This window comes from Streptomyces sp. NPDC001941 (assembly GCF_040296945.1).
GTDB lineage: Bacteria > Actinomycetota > Actinomycetes > Streptomycetales > Streptomycetaceae > Streptomyces.
This window is the reverse complement of sequence record NZ_JBEOYE010000088.1, coordinates 1-16,481: the sequence shown is the minus strand read 5'-3', so window position 1 is coordinate 16,481 and position 16,481 is coordinate 1. Positions and strand designations below refer to the sequence as shown.

Below are 16,481 nucleotides of genomic sequence, written 5' to 3'. Positions count from 1 at the left end.
AGCGGGGCCTGACACACAAGGCATGAGTCCTTCAGATCAGCCGACTCCGTCGTAGCGGTCCAGATGCCACCAACCGGCCGATCACAGAGGTTCCACGCACAGGATCATGCTGGTACCCACCGCCACCGTCTGGCTCTCCTTCTTCGCCGCCCAGCCCGGAACGGCCTTCGCGCACGCGAACGGGTCGAGCGAGTACGGCAGGCGGGCGAGGACGGTGACGTATTCGCCGTCGCCCGCACCGTCCCCCCACAAGGCCGTCCTCACCGTCATCAACCCGCAGGGCACGGTGGCCCATCCCGCGTAGCCGTAGGCGTTGCTGCTGTCCGTCTTCGAGAATTCCCCCCTGACGCAGTCCCCGCCCTCCACGGCCATGAGGTCCCCCTCGAACAGGGAGCTGTCCGCGGCGATCACGACACCGACCAGGAACACGACGAACGCCAGGGCGACGCCGTACAGGATGTTCCTGCGCCGCCGCCGCACCGACGGGGTCGGTACGAAGGCCGTGGGCGTGCCGATCCCGGCGACGACAGCCCCGTTCCTCACCACCTCCCCGGACTGTCGGTAGAGGTTGTACAGCGTGCCCGTGACAGGTGAGGACACGGCGAGGTGGCCGCGGCTCGAATCGACTTCGAGCAGGCGCTCGCCTTGTTCCACCGTGTCGCCGACCTGCTTGAGCCAGCGGACGACGGTGGTCTTCCGCATCCCGCCCGTCTCTCCCGGCACCCAGGGCAGGCGGATCTGGGTGTACCCCCTCGTCGTGCGGCCGGCGCGGCCCTCCACGGGGGGAAGCGCACGGGACGGAGTGGCCGGAGCCAACGGCGCCTGTCCCACGACCGGCGGCGCCGTGGCGGTCGACAGCTCCGAGGCCGCGAGGACCCGTTCGGTGACCATCGCGGTGACGTCGGGCGGGAGCCAGCTCCCCTGTGGGCCGCCCTGGGCGGCGCACAGTTCCAGCACCTCGGCCACCCCTGGCCGGTCTTTGGGCTCTTTGGCGAAGCAGGCCCTGAGCAGGGAGGCGAGAGCCGTGGGCAGGCCGGACAGGTCGGGCTCGCCGTGCACGACCCGGTAGATCACCGCCTCCGTGGGCCCGTCGCCGAACGGGCCGTGCCCCGTGGCGGCGTAGGCGAGGACGGCGGCCAGGGAGAAAACGTCGCTCGCCGCCTCCACCTCGCTGCCCCGGATCTGTTCGGGTGACATAAACGGAGGCGTCCCCATCACCACGCTCCCGGTCAGGTGCGCGTGTGAGGCGTCCAGCGCGCGGGCGATGCCGAAGTCGATGACCCGCGGGCCGTCCGTGGCGAGGATGACGTTCCCGGGCTTGAGGTCACGGTGGACGACACCACGCGCGTGGATGGCGGCCAGGCCCTCGGCAAGTCCGGCGCCGAGGACGGCGACACTCGGGGCGGGCATGGGGCCGTGGCGCGCGACGGCGTCGCGGAGGGTGGGACCGGGGATGTAGGCGGTGACCATCCACGGCGGGTCCGCCTGCGGGTCGGCGTCCACCACGTGGGCGGTGTAGAAGCCGCCGATCCGCCGCGCCGCCTCCACCTCACGTGCGAACCGCTGCCGGAACATCGCGTCCTCCGCCAGCTCCGGCCGTACCACCTTCACCGCGACAGTCAGCCCGCCGGGCGAGCGGCCGAGGAACACCTGTCCCATCCCGCCGCCGCCCAGCCGCCCCAGGAGGCGGTACGGCCCGGCCTCACGTGGATCTGTCGCGGACAGCGGTTTCATAGGATCCCCCCAGGACCGGCCGACAATGCCTCCGCATGATCTCATCAACTCCGTCTGGCTGGACGCGAAATGAAGCTGGGCCTGACAGCCCGCCGACGGGCTGGCGGGGCCGATGCCGTCAGGCAGCGCGGCCGAGAGCCGAGAAGCGGGAGCGTCGTCGGTCTGCGGCGGACACGGAATCCGTGTGGCCCCGAACCTGCTCCCGTACCGCCGGAGGAGGCCGGTACCGCGTGCACGACCGGCGGCGCGCCGGGGCGGAACTCGAAGTCGTCGAAGAAGCGTATGCAGTTGTGGCTGGTCAGCGGATGCCAAGAACGTAGGGCCGTGGCCCGTGCGGCCTCGACGAGTGCCGGCGGCAGTGAGCGCACATGCCGGTGCTCCCAGTGGGCTTCGGCGGTCACGTTCGCCCACGAGGCGTCCACCGACCAATCGACGCGTTCCATGCACCGAGTCTGGGACCTCGGCCACGAGTGGCGGAAGGCAGCAGTCAGCCTTGCTGCCCGGGCGCCGCTGTTCGGGCAGGTGGCCCAGGGTGACCGCCCGCCGGCCGACACGTCGTGACAGCCGGCGGGGACGGCAGCATCCGGGCGCGGCCGATGGATTCGGCGGGAGTCGCTCCCCGCTGCACAAGAGCGATCGAGGCAGCGGGCGGATCAGCCGCGGGTCTGGGTGTCGATCCACTGCTCGAAGGTCAGTACCTGGTCGGCGGGCGGGGCCGTGATCTTGGGGACCGCGCCGAAGTCCGAGTACTCCTCGTTGAGCACGTCCTTCTTGCCCTTGGAGTCCGTGGTCGTCTCGTGGGACTTCAGCACCAGGCCGTCCTTGCCGACCCACATGTCGATGACCGCGGACTTCCGGTGGTTGCGCTTGGCGAGGAGGGTGTACCGCTCACGGGCCTCCTTGGTGAACGCGGTGCCCTTGTACGCGGACAGGGCCGCGAAGTCGACGGTGCCCCGGTAGTGGTCGGCCTTGCGGCCCCCCACCGTCTCCTCTGCCACCCAGCGGGTGTTCTCCGTCGCGGCGAGCGCGCCCCCGAACTCGTCGATGTATCCGGCGGCGCGCGCGGCTCCACCGCCTTCCCCGCCCTCTCCGCCCGACATCGAGTACCAGGACTTGCCGGGCACCTGCGCGGACGCGACGTACATCGTGCCGCCCACCGACAGGAACCGGATCAGGCCGTCAGGAGTGTCGGCCGACTTCTTGGTGGCCGAGGTCATGGACGAGGCGGCGGGGGTGCGCTGGTACAGCATGTCCGAGCGGCTCGTACCGTTCTCACCGGTCTGCACGGTCTTGTACGAGGCCTGCGCACCGGTCTTCTCGACCGCCTTGCGCAGCACACCTGCCGGGTCGGTCCGCCGCGCGTCCGTCGCCCCGGAGGTGTCGCCGCCCGCCTTGCCGTCCGAACCCTTCGAGTCCTGGCACCCCACCATGGCCATCGCGAGGGCCGCCGCCAGGGCAACCGTGACGACGTCCCGTCTCACTACACGCACTTGTTCTCTCGGTCTCTTTCTGGTGCCGGTGCAGCCCTACGCCGGAGGGCGAGGCGTACGCACGAGCGAATCACCGAGATCGTACCCAGTGTGCTGATTGCCTTGAACGCCCACCCTGTCCGGTTCCATCCGGATGTGGACGGCGGGGCCCGCACGCTTGATGGGCAGGTATCGCGCCGGTCCTCACCGCACAGTGCCCGGCCACCGCAGGTCGAGAGTCGCCTGGCCGGGCAGTGTGGGCGAGGGTACGACGATGACGTCGGCGAACACGTCATAGGCGCGGGTGTCCGTGACCGCTTCGTCGCCGCAGACGAAGGCCCGGAGGAACCATCCCGGCCCGTCCCACCCGAGGACACGTATCTCGTAGACGTCGCCCGACGGCTCCCCCGAAGGCGGTGAGAAGCGACCGCTCCCGCTGGCTCATGTGTGCGAGTCTGGCCTGGTCCTTCTTCAACGCCGTTCCCGCTGAGTGCAGTTGACGGGACGCGCTTCGCCTTGTGTCGCTCCTGGGGCCGAGACGGAGTGGTGGAGGTTGGTCGGAGGTGCAGGGCGCAACGTGTCGATGGGTAGAGTCGGGCAGCAATGTCCGTAGAAGCGAAGGGTGTTCCTGTGGCCGATGAGCCTATGACCAGCGAGGCCGGTACCCGCAGCGCCGCAGGGGTGCCTGGGCCTGGGAGTGCTCCGATCCACAGCCGGTATGCCGAGCAGTTCACCACCGACCTGGCCTCCAACCAGGCCCGCCAGCGCGAGCTCACGACCGAGCTCGAGCGACTGCGGGCCGATGAGGCGTGGCTGCGTACCGCGCTGGCAAGCTTGCCTGGGGCCGAGGCAGAGTCGCCGGCACAGGGCGCGGTGGGCGAGGAGCAGGCTCCGGTGGAGGCGCTGCCGCGGCAGACGCGTGGGACGGGCTCCCGCAAGGCGGCCACGGCTACGAAGCCCGCGGCGAAGAAGCCGAAGAAGACGGCCCTGCCCGCCAAGCGTGGGGCGAAGGCTGTCAAGCCGACGAAGGTTGCCCCCGCGGCCGAGGCGGTGCCGGGGAAGACGGCGAAGAAGGCGGCGAGCAAGGCCGTTCCGGCGCTGGGCGAGTCAGTGCTGGCGGTGCTCCGCACGACGGCGAGCGAGCCGCGCACCGCACGGGAGGTGTTCCAGGACCTCGGCGCGGGCGAGCCGGGACGGACCACGTCCGAGCAGAGCGTGCGCAACACCCTCGAAGCGCTGGTGAAGAAGGGCCAGGCCGAGCGCTCGACCCAGGGCCGGTCGGTGCTCTACACCGCACCCGCGCAGGCCACGGCACCCGCCGGCAAGCTTGCCGAGGGGAAGCTCACCGAGGCTGCCGAAACGCAGCCCGCCGCCCTGTGACGGCATCGGAGGACGATCCCGGCAGCCAGGGGGCGTGGTCTCCGTGCGCGATGTCAAAGCACGGCTGGACCGACTGATGCGGGAAGGCGCCGTACTCGACAGCTGAGCTTGGCGCGCGCCGCGCCCGCGTGAGGCAGGTTCATTCCCGTCGCGCGAGCGCGGCGCGTTGTCACCCCCGGTCCGCGCAGGATCCAGGATCAGCGACAACGGAAAACGACGAGGAGAGACATGCGCACCCTTGGGTTCTACCTCTTCTTGCTCCCGTTCCTGCTGGTAGGGCTGGCGCTCACGTTCGACGTCAAAGGCTTCCGGACCTGGTATGCGCAAAGGCCAGGCGACAGCGCGGAGTTCGGCAAGACGTTCCAGCCCCTCGTCCGCGTCGTCGGCATCGTCTTCCTCGGGATTCCCCTGTACATCATGATCGACTACACGGCCCGGCTCATCTGGTGATCCCCTCCCTGGCGGCCTGAATCTCTGCCCGAAAGGCGCCTCGCCACCCGCGCGGGCGTACTGGCTGTTCACCCCCAGACGGCGGGCGGCTGTTCCTGACGGCCGCCCGTGTGCGGGGTGGGCATGTGATGGCGGGCTCCGGTGGGCAGGGCGTCCACGCAGGTGGGGGAGCAGGCGTTGACCAGGAGGGGCAGTACGTCGGTGGCGACGCGCAGCGAGATCCACGCCTGGTGCAGTCCGCGTTCTGCGAGGGGCTGGTCGCAGACACTGCAGGTGCCCAGTGAAGTGGGTCCCCAGCGCCCGGGATCGAGACGTTCGAGGTCCGGGCCGAGGTCCGCGACGCGAGGTTGGACGGGACGTAGGCGCGGGAAGGGCGGCCGCAGCCTGTAATTGCCGAACAGCGCGCGCGTACTGACCGTGCTGCGCCGTAGGTTGGGGCAGCGGGTGATCTCGTACGGGAACCAGTGCAGCCGGTAGGAGGTGTAGGGGGTGAACTCCTCCAGGCTGGTCATGGCCCCGATCTCGGGTGGTATCCGGACCAGGTTGCTGCCGTACAGGTCCAGGCGCCTGACGCGGGTGAGCCGGGCGATGGTGGTCGGCAGGGTGATGACCTGCCGGCGTTCCCGGGCGCTGAGTTCGCGCAGCGGCTCGAACTCCTCGCGCCCGTCCGCCGCCGCTTCGTCCACCAGGTGCAGCAGTCGCTGCCAGCCGGGTGCGGTGGTGTCCTGCAGTTCGCGGTGGAACCCGACCCTGGCCCGCGGGTGGTGGCCGTACTGGGAGAAGCAGGAGCACACGTCCCGGTAGGACCCTGGACCGCCCGGGTCCGGGTCGGCCTGACCTTCCCACGGGTTCCCGGAGGGTCTCGGTGCTGCCTCGTCTGTCATGACGCCACGATAGGAAGCCGTCCCCGCGCCCAGCCAGCGGGTTTTCCGCACTCGACTCGCGCGCCGGCCCAGGCCACGGGACGGACGCCGGGGCGCGGTGAACACCGTCCAGGCGTCGGGTGGTTCGGAGCGGGTCATGCACTGCGCTCCGAGGCTCAGCGTGCGGACGCGGGCAGTGGCCAGGTGAAGACCAGACGGCTGTGGGGCTTGTCGATGACGTAGCCCGGTGGCAGGTCCTGGTCGGCAGTGCCGTGGGGGTGGACGGGCCAGGGCCGGTTCGATGTGCGCGTCGTTGTCGTCGGTGCGTACGTGGCGGTCCCAGAGCCGGACCGTGCGGGCAAGGGTGTCGGTGAGCTCGGCGCGCTGCTCGCCGAAGGCGTGGACGTACCACTCCCACCGCCTGTCCTCGCGCCGTTCGCCGTCACGCACCTTGACGCACCGGAGGTAGGCGAGGGACGTGCCGAGCAGCGTCGCGGGCGCGTCGTGGCCCTGGGGGATGTCCACGACGCTGCTTTCCGGGTCGCGATGGGCCGTCACCCGGCAGTACCCGGGCACCGTCGTCGCGGCGAACAGGTGCAGTGACCCGAAGTACTCGTCCGTCCCCATGGTGACGCCGGTGGCGACGTCCTGACGCGGCCCCCTCATCGCGTCCTCCAGGCCGTCGGTGGGCCGAGCGTGTCCGTGCTCGAACCGCAGGGAGATCGCGCCGTCCAGGAGCGGGACGACGGGGATGTCGTGGGCCTGGTGGCCTCGGTCGCGTACGAAACCGCAGTGGGTGAACCCACGCGCGTGCAGTGCCTCGCCCCGCCGTTCCAGCGTGATCGCCCGGGTATGGCCACCGACCTCCAGCGGCAGCACGAGCCGTGCGCCCTCGGCCAGTTGGCTGCGCCAGGCCGGGGCTACGTCGTAGCAGTTGTACGTGACCACGATCCCGTCGAACCCGCCCCGGGGAACGAGGGGGCCGGGCGCACCGAGGGCGGCGTCGCCCTGGACGAGGGTCACTGTAGGTTCTGCAAGCTCGCGAGCATCCGCAGTCCACCTGCCTGGGGCGTTGCCCGCGGTGAGCACTCTTGGCTACGAGGCCCGCTGCCTGATCATGAGCCATATCCTCTGCGAGTACAGTCGGCGAGGTTGCGGTGGGTAACGCTGTCCTGCGTACGAAGGCACACGGAGTTCCTCCAGCGTGGCGGCCAGCGGGCCGCGTGTGTCGTGCCATGTGAAATTCTCGGGCTGTGCTTGAGGCGGGCAGGATTGTGGCCGACTGGGCTCACCAACTGGTCGGAGCTCCGCTCGTATGGCCTTCGTGCAGTGTCCTGAAGGTCAGGGGCTGCCAGAGGATGCGGCAAGTACGTCGGCGACGAGTTCGTCGGGTGACCGCGATGCGTCAAGGCACATGCCGTGCTCGTCGGGTTGCAGTGGTTCCAGTGCCGCGAATTGTGACCCGGCGAGGGTCTCGGGAAAGTAGTGGCCCTTTCGGGCGGACAGGCGGCGCCGCACTTCAGCCTCGTTGACGACCAGGTGGACGAACCAGACGGGGGGATCCGTGTCCCGGCGCAGGATGTCGCGATAGGCACGCTTCAGGGCCGAGCAGGCGATCACCGTCCTCGCCGGGCGGCGCAGGATTTCCCTGTTCACTCGCTGCAGCCACGGCGCGCGGTCGGCGTCGTCGAGCGCGATGCCGCGCGTCATCTTCCTGACCGACTCCGGGGCGTGAAAGATGTCGGCATCGACGAACTCGGCGTTCATGGCTGCGGAAAGCCGGCGTGCCAGCGTGGTTTTGCCCGCCCCGCCGACGCCCATCACGACAATGGCCATCCGAGTCCTTCCCCAGCCCCTGGTTTGCGTCCGCCGATGGGCAGCCTGCTTCCCGGACCCTTCGCCGATCCGGCCGAAGGAGCCTATACGATCACCCAATCAGCGCAGGTGACGTCGGAGGGTGACAGTGAGTCAGGTTCCCGGGGGCCGAGTATCGGTGTCTGCTCCACTGATCGGGCCGTACTTCGGCACCTACGCCGCGGACGAGGTCGCCTGGCTGCTCAAGGACCTCTCCCCTCTCGACCTTGCTCCCCGTACCCCCGTGGCCGAAGCCGACTTCTTCGCCTCCCTGCCGGCCGAGTACCAGCCCGATGACGCCTACCGGGCACTGTTCGACACGGTGCTGCGGGAGAATTCCGCACGCTGTGCGCTGGCCGTCGCGGTCCTGACAGAACTGGTCCTCAGCCAGCGCGGCCATGGCGCCGTCCTGGTCTCCATAGCCCGCGCCGGAACCCCGGTCGGCATTCTCATGCGCCGCTGGGCTGCACTCGCCCACGGTCTGACGCTGCCCCATTACGCGATCTCGGTCATCCGCGGCCCCGGTGTCGACACCAGCGCACTTGATTACCTCGCCCGCCACCACGACCCGGCCGACGTGGTGTTCGTCGACGGCTGGACGGGCAAGGGCGCGATAGCCCAGGAACTGACGGCGTCCCTCAGCCGCTACCGGGACACGACAGGCCGCACGTTCAACGACGACCTCGCCGTGCTCGCCGACCCGGGCTCCTGCGTCTCGACCTACGGCACCCGCGACGATTTCCTGCTGCCCTCCGCCTGCCTGAACTCCACGGTCACCGGGCTCATCTCACGGACCGTGCACAGCGAGACAGTGACTGCGCCTGGGGACTTCCACGGGGCGAAGTTCTATCGCGAACTGGTTGCCGACGACGTCTCCCAGCACCTCCTCGACACCGTGAGCGGGTTCTTTGCTGCCGTGTCCTCACAGGTGCCCTCCGCGCTCGCGTCCGTCCGGGGGGCTGACCGCACACCGACCTGGGTGGGCCGGGACTGTGCTGCGAAGATCGGGGCGCAGTACGGCATCGCGGACTTGAACGGTGTCAAGCCGGGGGTCGGTGAAACCACACGCGTGCTGTTGCGGCGCCCGACATGGAGGGTTCTGATCCGCGACGCGAAGGACCCCGCACACCGGCATGTCCGCCTGCTCGCCGCCGCCCGCGCGGTCCCTGTCGAGGAAGTACCCGAACTCGCCTATGCGTGCGTGGGCCTGCTGAAGACGGAGATCGGATGAGCAGCATTGGCGGACAGGCGCTGGTCGTCATCGGCCCGCACAAGGTGGTCCTGGAGGAACGGTGCGCTGGCGCCCCGGGGCCGGACGAGGTGCTCATCGAGCCGCACTTCGTCGGGCTGTGCGGCACGGACCTGGAGATCGTCAAAGGTCAACTGGACCCGGCCTACGTCCGCTATCCCGTGGTCCTGGGACACGAATGGTCCGGCCGCGTCCTGGAGGCCGGAACACAGGTGCCGGGCCTGAACCCCGGAGACCCGGTAGTCGTCGAGGGCATCCGGCCGTGCCGGCTGTGCCCGGCCTGCCGCAGTGGACACACCAACCTGTGCGACGACTTCGAACAACTGGGCTTCACCCTGCAAGGTGCCGCCTCACCCGCGATCACCGCGCCCTGGCACCTCGTGCACCGGCTCTCCCCGGACGTCCCGCTCGCCGCGGGCGCACTGGTCGAGCCCGGCGCGGTGGCCCTGCGCGGACTGAACGAGATCGACATCCAACCCGGCGCGAACGTGCTGGTAGTAGGAGACGGGACACTCGCGCTGCTCGCCGCACACCTGATCCGCCTGTGGTCACCAGCGTCAGTGACCATGGCGGGACTGCGCCCCGCACAGGCACAACTCGCCCACACCATGGGCGTCGACCACTTCACGGTAGATGCCCCTGCGGCCCGGGCGTACGACATCGTCGTCGAGGCAGCAGGAAGCACCGCGGCCGTCACGGCCGCCCTGCGATCAGCATGCCGCGGCGGGCAGGTGCTGCTCTTCGGCATCGCCGGCCACGGGCACACCCTCGACCTTCGCGTCGACGACGTCGTCAACAACGACCTGAGGATCCGGGGCAGCTTCAGCTACACGACCGCCGCCTGGGCTCAGACGGTACGCCTCCTCAACGCCGGTACCTTCCGGCCGATGCCGGTGATCACCCACCGCGTCCGGCTCGAGCAGTTCGCGTATGCCTTCCGGCTGCTTGCCGAACCATCGGAAGGCCCCCGGGGGAAGATCCTCATCGACAGGCATGGCAACTGAGCGTAACCACTGCTCATGGTCACGCGGAAATACTCGATCGCTGCTCATGATCACGCGGAAGTGCTCACGGGGGAGCCACGCCGCAGACACCGAACTGGTCGCCTTTCCCCTGGCGTCGCGGCGGGTGACGACGGCCCGGTCCCCGCCGTCGTGCGCCGCCGCCAGTCCGGCCTCGGGGGCGAAGCGGTGGCGCGGCACCGCACGCAGCGCCGCCTGGACGCGTACGGAGGGCGCCCAGCCGCCCTCGATGACGGTACGGGCCATGGCGTCCCGCAGCCGGGCCGCCTCGGCCGGTTACCCGGGCACCGGCGGCTGCCCGACCGCCAGAGGGTAGGCCGTCACGGGAGGCAGGCCGGGGATGATGCCGGACCAGACGCACGCGAGCGCGTGCGCGGCGGGCGTGAAGACCGGTCCGGCGCAAGCCAGGGCGTGCAGGTCGTACCACTCCCACCGTCCGAACAACTGAGGCTCCCCGTTCGCGAGGACGCCGGTCCAGGCGGTGATCCGCACCACCGCCGTGATCCGCGGGACGCCGTGGCAGGCGTCGAGGAGCAACGAGAGTACGTGCGCGTCCTCCGGCCCGGCCACCAGCCCGGTCTCCTCGACGAGTTCCCGCACGGCCGCCCGGGCGAAGTCCTCGCCCGGCTCGTTCTTGCCGCCCGGGAGCTCCAGCATCCCGTGACGTGACCTGCCCAGCAGGACCCGGCCCGAAGCATCGGCGACGACGGCGAGCGCACCGGACAGCGCGCGGCCGGCCGTCGGCCCCTTCTCCACCGCGACGGCGTCCGCGTGGCACGGCCCGCGCAGGATCAGGACCGCCAGCCCGTCGGCGTCGTGCCGTTCCGTCGTCTCCCAGCCGCTGCGGACGAGGGCGATCTCGTCCTCGTCCAGGGCGATCCCGCGCCGCTCTTCGGGCGTGTTCCCGGCGGTCGGGGTGATGATGACGAGGGCACCGTCCGACCGCAGTCGCTCGCCCAGGCCGTGCAGTACGCGGGCCCGGTCGTGCAGGAACGCGTACACCAGCCGCTATCGGGTAGGAGGGCCGGTTTCCCCGGCCCTCCCCCCACACCACCGGACATGCGGACCCGCATCCGGCGGTTCGTTCAGCTGATCTCAAGCGGGTTGGCGGCGGGACCATGAGTCCTTGAAGGACTTGTAGCCCTGGCCATTCCAGTAGGCGTTGTTCATGGCGATTTCCAGGGGTTTCAGGTGGGAGGCCCTCCAGTACCGCTTGCGCTGCACTGCAACGCTTCGCTCCTGGTCCGTGAACTCGTAACCGAGCTTCTGGAGCATGGAGTTCTTGCGCTGACTGGTCTTCCACTGCACCCACTGGACCTGCCGTAGCCTGCGGCGGACCCAGTGATCGATCTCCGCGAACACCCGCGAGGTGTCGGACAGACCGAAATAGGCCACCCAGCCGACCGAGAACCGGTTCAGCTTGTCCAGTCTGTGAGCCATCGAGACTCCCCATGTCCGGGAGGTGATCCGCCGGACGGTGTCCTTGAGCCGTTTCACGGCTTTCCGGTCCACCCGGATCTTCACCTGCCCTTTGGTGAGGTAGTACCCGAAGCCCAGCAGGGACGCCTTGAACGCGGGCGTCACCTTGGACTTCTCCCGGTTCACTCTCAGCCTCAGCCGGCGCTCGATGAACGTGGCGACCGAGGCAAGGGTACGGCGGGCCGCTCGTTCGGACCGAACGAAGATCATGACATCGTCCGCGTACCTCACGAACCGGTGCTCGCGCTTGAAGAGTTCCCGGTCAAGGTCGTCCAACATGATGTTGGAGAGCAACGGTGAGAGAGGGGAGCCCTGCGGCGTCCCCTCATCCGAAGCAACGACCGCCCCGTCAGCCAGAATTCCGGCTTCCAGGTACCGGCGAATCAACTTCAGGACCTTCTTGTCCTCCACCCTGCGAGCCACTCGCGCCATCAGCGCATCATGATTCACACGGTCGAAGAACTTATCGAGGTCCAGGTCCACGACCCAGCGGTTCCCGTCCTGAACTGCACGGCGACCAACCCTTACGGCCTGGTGTGCCGAGCGTCCCGGCCGAAAACCGAACGACGCCCCGGAGAAATGAGGGTCGAATACGGGCACGAGGACCTGCGCAATAGCTTGTTGGATCAATCGATCCAACACCCGGGGAACACCTAGCATCCGCTCCCCGCCGTTCGGCTTGGGGATGGTCACCCGACGGACAGGAGCGGGCCTATATGTCCCCGCGTCGAGCTCGGCCCACACCTTGGGCCAGTTCTGGGCGATCCACGGTCTCAGTTCCTCCGTGATCATCCCGTCAACACCGGGAGCACCCCGGTTAGCTTCAACGCGCTTGAGCGCCGCGAGAAGGTTCTCCTTCGAGAACACTGCTTCCCATAGAGGCACGGCCTCGCGGTGATTGTCGTCCTGGTGACGCGCCGTCTGGTCACTGCGCTCCACGGGCACTTCGGCCGTATGCACCGGCCTCATCACCTGAGGATCTGCCAAGGCAGGCTTGCAGCGGTCATCGTGGCCGAATCGAGCAGACACCCTTCTTCCAATCCACTAAACGTTCGGTCCTTCCCGAGCCCTTGTCGGCCTACTGCCTACCCATCTCGGTACTATGACCTCTGCTGACTTCTGCCCGGCAAATCACAGGGATTACTCCCACTGATCGTCACGATCGCGGCCGTCGCACCGTTACAGGTGACACCCGGACAGACCTCCCCGAATAAGAACGGCAACTTTCCCCGGATCCCCGCCGCATATACTCTGCGCCCTTCTTGGTGAGAGCGGGCTTCGGTGCAGTCAGCCACCTTGCCCAGAACGCCTAGCCTCAGATGCGGTTCTTGTACATCGGTACCCGGTTTCGCCTTCGGCTTCCTTCAGACCCCACCTCGCGATGACGCCCTTGCCGTTCGGCTAACGAGTTAGTCTCACCTCTCCTCGCCGGGACTTTCACCCTTTAGCTGCCGCCCATGTCGGGCGTACTGACATCCTCCCCCTCCTATAGGAGGGGGATTCCCGTCTGACTGCCGGTGGCGTGCGGCTGGGCCTTCGGGTGGGTTCCCCGTTCAACGGGCCGTGCCTGGCGTGGGATTGCCACTCCAGGGCTGACCGGCCCTCCAGGGGCGTTTAGCCTCTCCGCCTGCCCGGCGGCGAGGATTACACGCGACGCGTTGAGGTCACGATCATGCTCTGTACCGCAGCTCCCGCACCGCCAGGTGCGCACGTGCAGCGGCTTCTTGCCGTCCACGGCCCAGCACACGTGACAGGTCTGGGACGACGGCAGCCACCGCGACACCGTCCCGACGTACCGCCCATACCGTGCGGCCTTCTCCTGCAGGACCCGCCGGAACATACCCCACGCCGCATCGTGCACAGACTTCGCCAGACGGGTGCGCGCGAGGCCGGACACCGCCAGGTCTTCGAGATAGACAGCTTGATTGTCGCGGATCAGTCTCGAAGCACTCTGGTGGCACCAGTCCTTGCGCGCGTCAGCAACCCGAGCATGGGCGCGGGCGACCCTGATACGGGCCTTGGCCCGGTTCTTCGACCCCTTCGCCTTCCGGCTGAGAGTCTGCTGAGCCCTGCGGAGCCTGCGTTCGGCGCGGCGCAGGAAACGCGGGTTGTCGATCACATGTCCGTCCGACAGCACGGCGTAGTGCGTCAGTCCGAGATCGAGGCCGACCTCGGCATCCGTGGCGGGCAGTGCCTCGGGCTCGGCCTCAACGACGAACGAGGCGAAGTACCGGCCCGAGGGGTCCTTGACCACCGTCACGGACGACGGGGCAGAAGGAAGTGGCCTCGACCAGCGGACCCGGACGTCGCCGATCTTCGCAAGGTTCAGTCGGCCGTCGACCCGAAGCCGGAACCCGTTCTTCGAGAAGCGGACCGCCTGCCGGTTGTCCTTCTTCGACTTGAACACCGGCAGGCCCATACGCCGACCTTGGCGCCTACCGGCCACCGACGCGAAGAAGTTCGCGTAGGCCGTATCGAGATCGCGCAGGGAGGACTGCAAGGCGTCCACCGACACCTCCGCGAGCCACGCCCGCTCCGGAGTGCGCTTCGCATCGGTGATCACCCGCTTCGCCAGAGCACCCGACGAGATCCGCGACTTGTCCGCCTTGTACGCGGCCTTCCTTGCCGCAAGCGCATCGTTGTAGACCACGCGGGCGCAGCCGAACGTCCGTGCCAGCGCGATGCGCTGACCCGGCGAGGGCTCGATCCGGAAGGAGTACCGCAGATGCATGTGCCCAACGTACCGGCCGTCACTGACAACGCCGCTCCGCCCGAGGGGCGAACCGGCTTTCCCTGCCCTGCTTAGCAGGAGCTTCGTTTCCTCCCCCGGCTCAAGCCGGGGGTATCCACGAAGGAATCCCGATGACGAGCAGCACGGCCGACGCGTTTGAATGGCCGCGCGGGGCGGGCGGCGCGGACTCCGCCGCGCTGGAGCAGTGGCTCGCCGGGCACGGCTGGGAAGTTGACCCGACGGTGTTCATGGCCGGTGCCCGCGGCGCGGCGGTGCAGGTCCGCTGTGTCGATGCGGACTGGCAGGAGGGTGAGCCGGGGCTGTTGATCCTGCCGGGCGAGACCGTCGAGTACGACGGAGCGCTCATGCGCATCGCCGTACGACCGGCCTCGTAGACGCACCGGCACGCTCCGGTGCCCCTCAACCTGACGATCGAGGGGCACCGGAGGCAGCGACATCACATGGACGCTGTTCGGGCGCGCCTCCACCAAGGCGGAAGGTGATGGCGTCGCAAGTGAGGCGGACGGCCTGGGGCCACCCGCCAGCTCACGCACCCGCCGGCAGGGTGATGGATACGGCCGGAGCTGCCTGACACCGCCGCACCCGCGTCGAGCGACATGCCACGGTTGGACCCGAAGCCCCCGACGCCCGCGCAACTGCGCACCAAGACGGCGCGTCCGTACAGGCAGAGACGAACGAGAGCATGGGGGTTTCGTGCAGTCACGGGAATGGGGAGCGGAGCCGGCTGATGAGCGAGAGCCCGCGCTGGTGGCCGCTGACGACCGGGCCTGGTCGGGGCGGGACAACTACCGGCTGTTCGGCCTGAACATGCTCTTCGGTCACGCCGGTCTGGCGCTGACCGTCCTGGGCCTGCTCGCCGTTTACGCCTGGCAAAGCCATACCTGGGCACTCGGTCTGGGCACAGCAGTCCTCGCCTTCCTGGCCTGCGCCCTGGCCTATGAGGTGAACCTGGGGCACCGAGGCCACCAGGCGGCGCGGCGTGCCTACGTCGACACCTTCGGCCGGATCTTCGCGTTCATCCTGAACTGATCGAACGCCCGCAGGGGGGTTTCGGGCCGGGCTTCGCGAAGGTCTGGCCCGCGGGCTCGTTACGTGCCGCCGGACAGCTGAGAGGGGAGACGGTCCGACTCCCCGGCGAGGACGGCACCGAGGTCTCGCAGAGGTTCACTGGGTCCCTGTACCGGGCTCGATACCGTCAGGGGAGTGCCGGCGGTCGCGCGCGCTCGGAAGATCGCCAGGGCCTTGCCGAGGTCCCCGGGGCCGCACGCGGCGTGGAAGGTCCTTTCGGCCGCCCAAGCCCAGACCCATCGCGATCACGCCCGATGGTACGGGCCCCGGTAGTGCCCCAACCAGGGGGTTTGCCTCTGTGGGGGCGTGTCACAGGCGTGTCCCGAAGCAGTGAGGGATGTAGTCGTGGCCTGGGCGCGGACTCTAGCGTCTGGTCATGGATCACAGACCGAAAGCCGTGCCCGTAGCGTTCTCCTCCCCAGGCCAGACCGCTGTCCTGGTGATCTTCGGGATGTTCACCGCGCTGCTCGGTGTCATCTGCCTTGCGGACCCCGGGTCGGGACCGTTCGGCAAGGTTCTCTTCTCGCTCACCATCGCGGTGGGTCTGTTCTTCGTATTCCGTGGCGTGCGCTGGGGAGTTCGGGTGAGTTCGCAGGGGATCACCGAGCGCGCCATGGGCCGCACGCGCACCCACGCCTGGTGTGACATCAGACGCGTCGAGTTGGGCCGCTCTTCTGGGGCCGTCACTGTCAGCGTCGCACGGCTGGAGTTCACCGACGGCCGTGAAGCATCACTGGACGGCAGCGCCGAGTACGGGACGGCGGCTGCCCGGCAGAAGATCGTCGCCCTGCAGTACCACCACGTCCAGCACATCCGCTCCTGCACCGCGTGCACGGCGCGTGAGGCGGAGACCGACGTCTCGACGCAGGCATGAGCTTGCCGTTCAGTCTGCGGTATCGACCGGAGCAGGTTCCGTCGCGGGGACGAGGGCGACGTGAGCGGTCCATGACCCGGGATCCTGCGCAGGATCCCAGCGCACCTCAACGTCGCTGTCGTGGAAGGTGCGCGCGATCTCCGTCACCACCCGAGTCGCGGCAGCTTGCGCATCTCCCGGTTCGAGGATGAGCGGCACATCAAGACGTCCGCACAGCATGCCGCCCTCCACGGTGAGGACGCTGTAGCGCCAGCCCTGCGGTGTCGCCAGCAGGACGATCCCCTTCG

The 16,481-nt window shown here is 68.9% G+C and carries 16 protein-coding genes; 7 read left to right on the top strand and 9 right to left on the bottom strand.

The window, feature by feature from the left end:
* Positions 1–81: 81 nt before the first annotated feature.
* From ABT160_RS37310 to ABT160_RS37300, 3 genes are all read right to left on the bottom strand, one after another.
* Positions 82–1,734 carry a protein kinase domain-containing protein gene (locus ABT160_RS37310; protein ID WP_351652631.1) on the bottom strand — a complete coding sequence of 551 codons (1,653 nt, stop codon included), beginning with the start codon at positions 1,732–1,734 and terminating at the stop codon, positions 82–84.
* 653 nt (positions 1,735–2,387) lie between these two features.
* Positions 2,388–3,215 (bottom strand): SCO4651 family lipoprotein, encoded by an 828-nt coding sequence (locus tag ABT160_RS37305; RefSeq protein ID WP_351652629.1) that lies wholly within the window; start codon positions 3,213–3,215, stop codon positions 2,388–2,390.
* A gap of 192 nt (positions 3,216–3,407) precedes the next feature.
* Positions 3,408–3,584, bottom strand: a complete 177-nt coding sequence (locus tag ABT160_RS37300) for a DUF3710 domain-containing protein (RefSeq protein ID WP_351652662.1) — start codon at positions 3,582–3,584, stop codon at positions 3,408–3,410.
* 249 nt (positions 3,585–3,833) lie between these two features.
* Here ABT160_RS37300 and ABT160_RS37295 point away from each other — a divergent pair, with 249 nt between their 5' ends.
* A complete protein-coding gene (locus tag ABT160_RS37295; RefSeq protein WP_351652627.1) occupies positions 3,834–4,583 on the top strand; it encodes a BlaI/MecI/CopY family transcriptional regulator in 750 nt (249 codons plus the stop codon).
* A 228-nt stretch (positions 4,584–4,811) separates the two neighbouring features.
* Positions 4,812–5,033 carry a hypothetical protein gene (locus ABT160_RS37290; RefSeq protein WP_351652625.1) on the top strand — a complete coding sequence of 74 codons (222 nt, stop codon included), beginning with the start codon at positions 4,812–4,814 and terminating at the stop codon, positions 5,031–5,033.
* Positions 5,034–5,101: 68 nt separating this feature from the next.
* Here ABT160_RS37290 and ABT160_RS37285 read toward each other — a convergent pair whose 3' ends face one another.
* Both ABT160_RS37285 and ABT160_RS37280 read right to left on the bottom strand, forming a co-directional pair.
* Entirely contained in the window at positions 5,102–6,919 is a 1,818-nt protein-coding gene (locus ABT160_RS37285) for a hypothetical protein (protein WP_351652623.1), read from the bottom strand.
* Between the two features lie 318 nt (positions 6,920–7,237).
* Entirely contained in the window at positions 7,238–7,732 is a 495-nt protein-coding gene (locus tag ABT160_RS37280; RefSeq protein ID WP_351652621.1) for a gluconokinase, read from the bottom strand.
* Positions 7,733–7,889: 157 nt separating this feature from the next.
* Between ABT160_RS37280 and ABT160_RS37275 the strand changes: the two genes are divergently transcribed.
* Both ABT160_RS37275 and ABT160_RS37270 read left to right on the top strand, forming a co-directional pair.
* The gene (locus ABT160_RS37275; RefSeq protein WP_351652619.1) at positions 7,890–8,981 is read left to right on the top strand and encodes a cysteine protease StiP family protein; all 1,092 of its coding nucleotides are present in this window, start codon (positions 7,890–7,892) and stop codon (positions 8,979–8,981) included.
* Positions 8,978–10,003 carry a zinc-dependent alcohol dehydrogenase gene (locus ABT160_RS37270; protein WP_351652617.1) on the top strand — a complete coding sequence of 342 codons (1,026 nt, stop codon included), beginning with the start codon at positions 8,978–8,980 and terminating at the stop codon, positions 10,001–10,003. Before ABT160_RS37275 ends, ABT160_RS37270 begins: the two co-directional genes overlap by 4 nt.
* 294 nt (positions 10,004–10,297) lie before the next feature.
* On the opposite strand, the gene ABT160_RS37265 is transcribed toward ABT160_RS37270, so the two are convergent.
* The 3 genes from ABT160_RS37265 to ABT160_RS37255 all read right to left on the bottom strand — a co-directional run bounded on the left by ABT160_RS37265 (position 10,298) and on the right by ABT160_RS37255 (position 14,231).
* Positions 10,298–11,023 (bottom strand): NUDIX domain-containing protein, encoded by a 726-nt coding sequence (locus tag ABT160_RS37265; protein ID WP_351652615.1) that lies wholly within the window; start codon positions 11,021–11,023, stop codon positions 10,298–10,300.
* A 93-nt stretch (positions 11,024–11,116) separates the two neighbouring features.
* Positions 11,117–12,469: a group II intron reverse transcriptase/maturase gene (gene ltrA, locus ABT160_RS37260; RefSeq protein ID WP_351652613.1), complete on the bottom strand. Its 1,353-nt coding sequence runs from the start codon at positions 12,467–12,469 to the stop codon at positions 11,117–11,119.
* Positions 12,470–12,986: 517 nt separating this feature from the next.
* A complete protein-coding gene (locus ABT160_RS37255; protein ID WP_351652611.1) occupies positions 12,987–14,231 on the bottom strand; it encodes an RNA-guided endonuclease InsQ/TnpB family protein in 1,245 nt (414 codons plus the stop codon).
* 131 nt (positions 14,232–14,362) lie between these two features.
* Between ABT160_RS37255 and ABT160_RS37250 the strand changes: the two genes are divergently transcribed.
* The 3 genes from ABT160_RS37250 (at position 14,363) to ABT160_RS37240 (ending at position 16,194) form a co-directional block, all read left to right on the top strand.
* The gene (locus ABT160_RS37250) at positions 14,363–14,626 is read left to right on the top strand and encodes a hypothetical protein (protein ID WP_351652609.1); all 264 of its coding nucleotides are present in this window, start codon (positions 14,363–14,365) and stop codon (positions 14,624–14,626) included.
* A 373-nt stretch (positions 14,627–14,999) separates the two neighbouring features.
* A complete protein-coding gene (locus tag ABT160_RS37245) occupies positions 15,000–15,281 on the top strand; it encodes a hypothetical protein (protein ID WP_351652607.1) in 282 nt (93 codons plus the stop codon).
* 415 nt (positions 15,282–15,696) lie between these two features.
* Positions 15,697–16,194 (top strand): PH domain-containing protein, encoded by a 498-nt coding sequence (locus tag ABT160_RS37240; protein ID WP_351652605.1) that lies wholly within the window; start codon positions 15,697–15,699, stop codon positions 16,192–16,194.
* 9 nt (positions 16,195–16,203) lie between these two features.
* Here ABT160_RS37240 and ABT160_RS37235 read toward each other — a convergent pair.
* Positions 16,204–16,481: hypothetical protein (locus tag ABT160_RS37235; RefSeq protein ID WP_351652603.1), on the bottom strand; the 278-nt coding region annotated here is incomplete at its 5' end.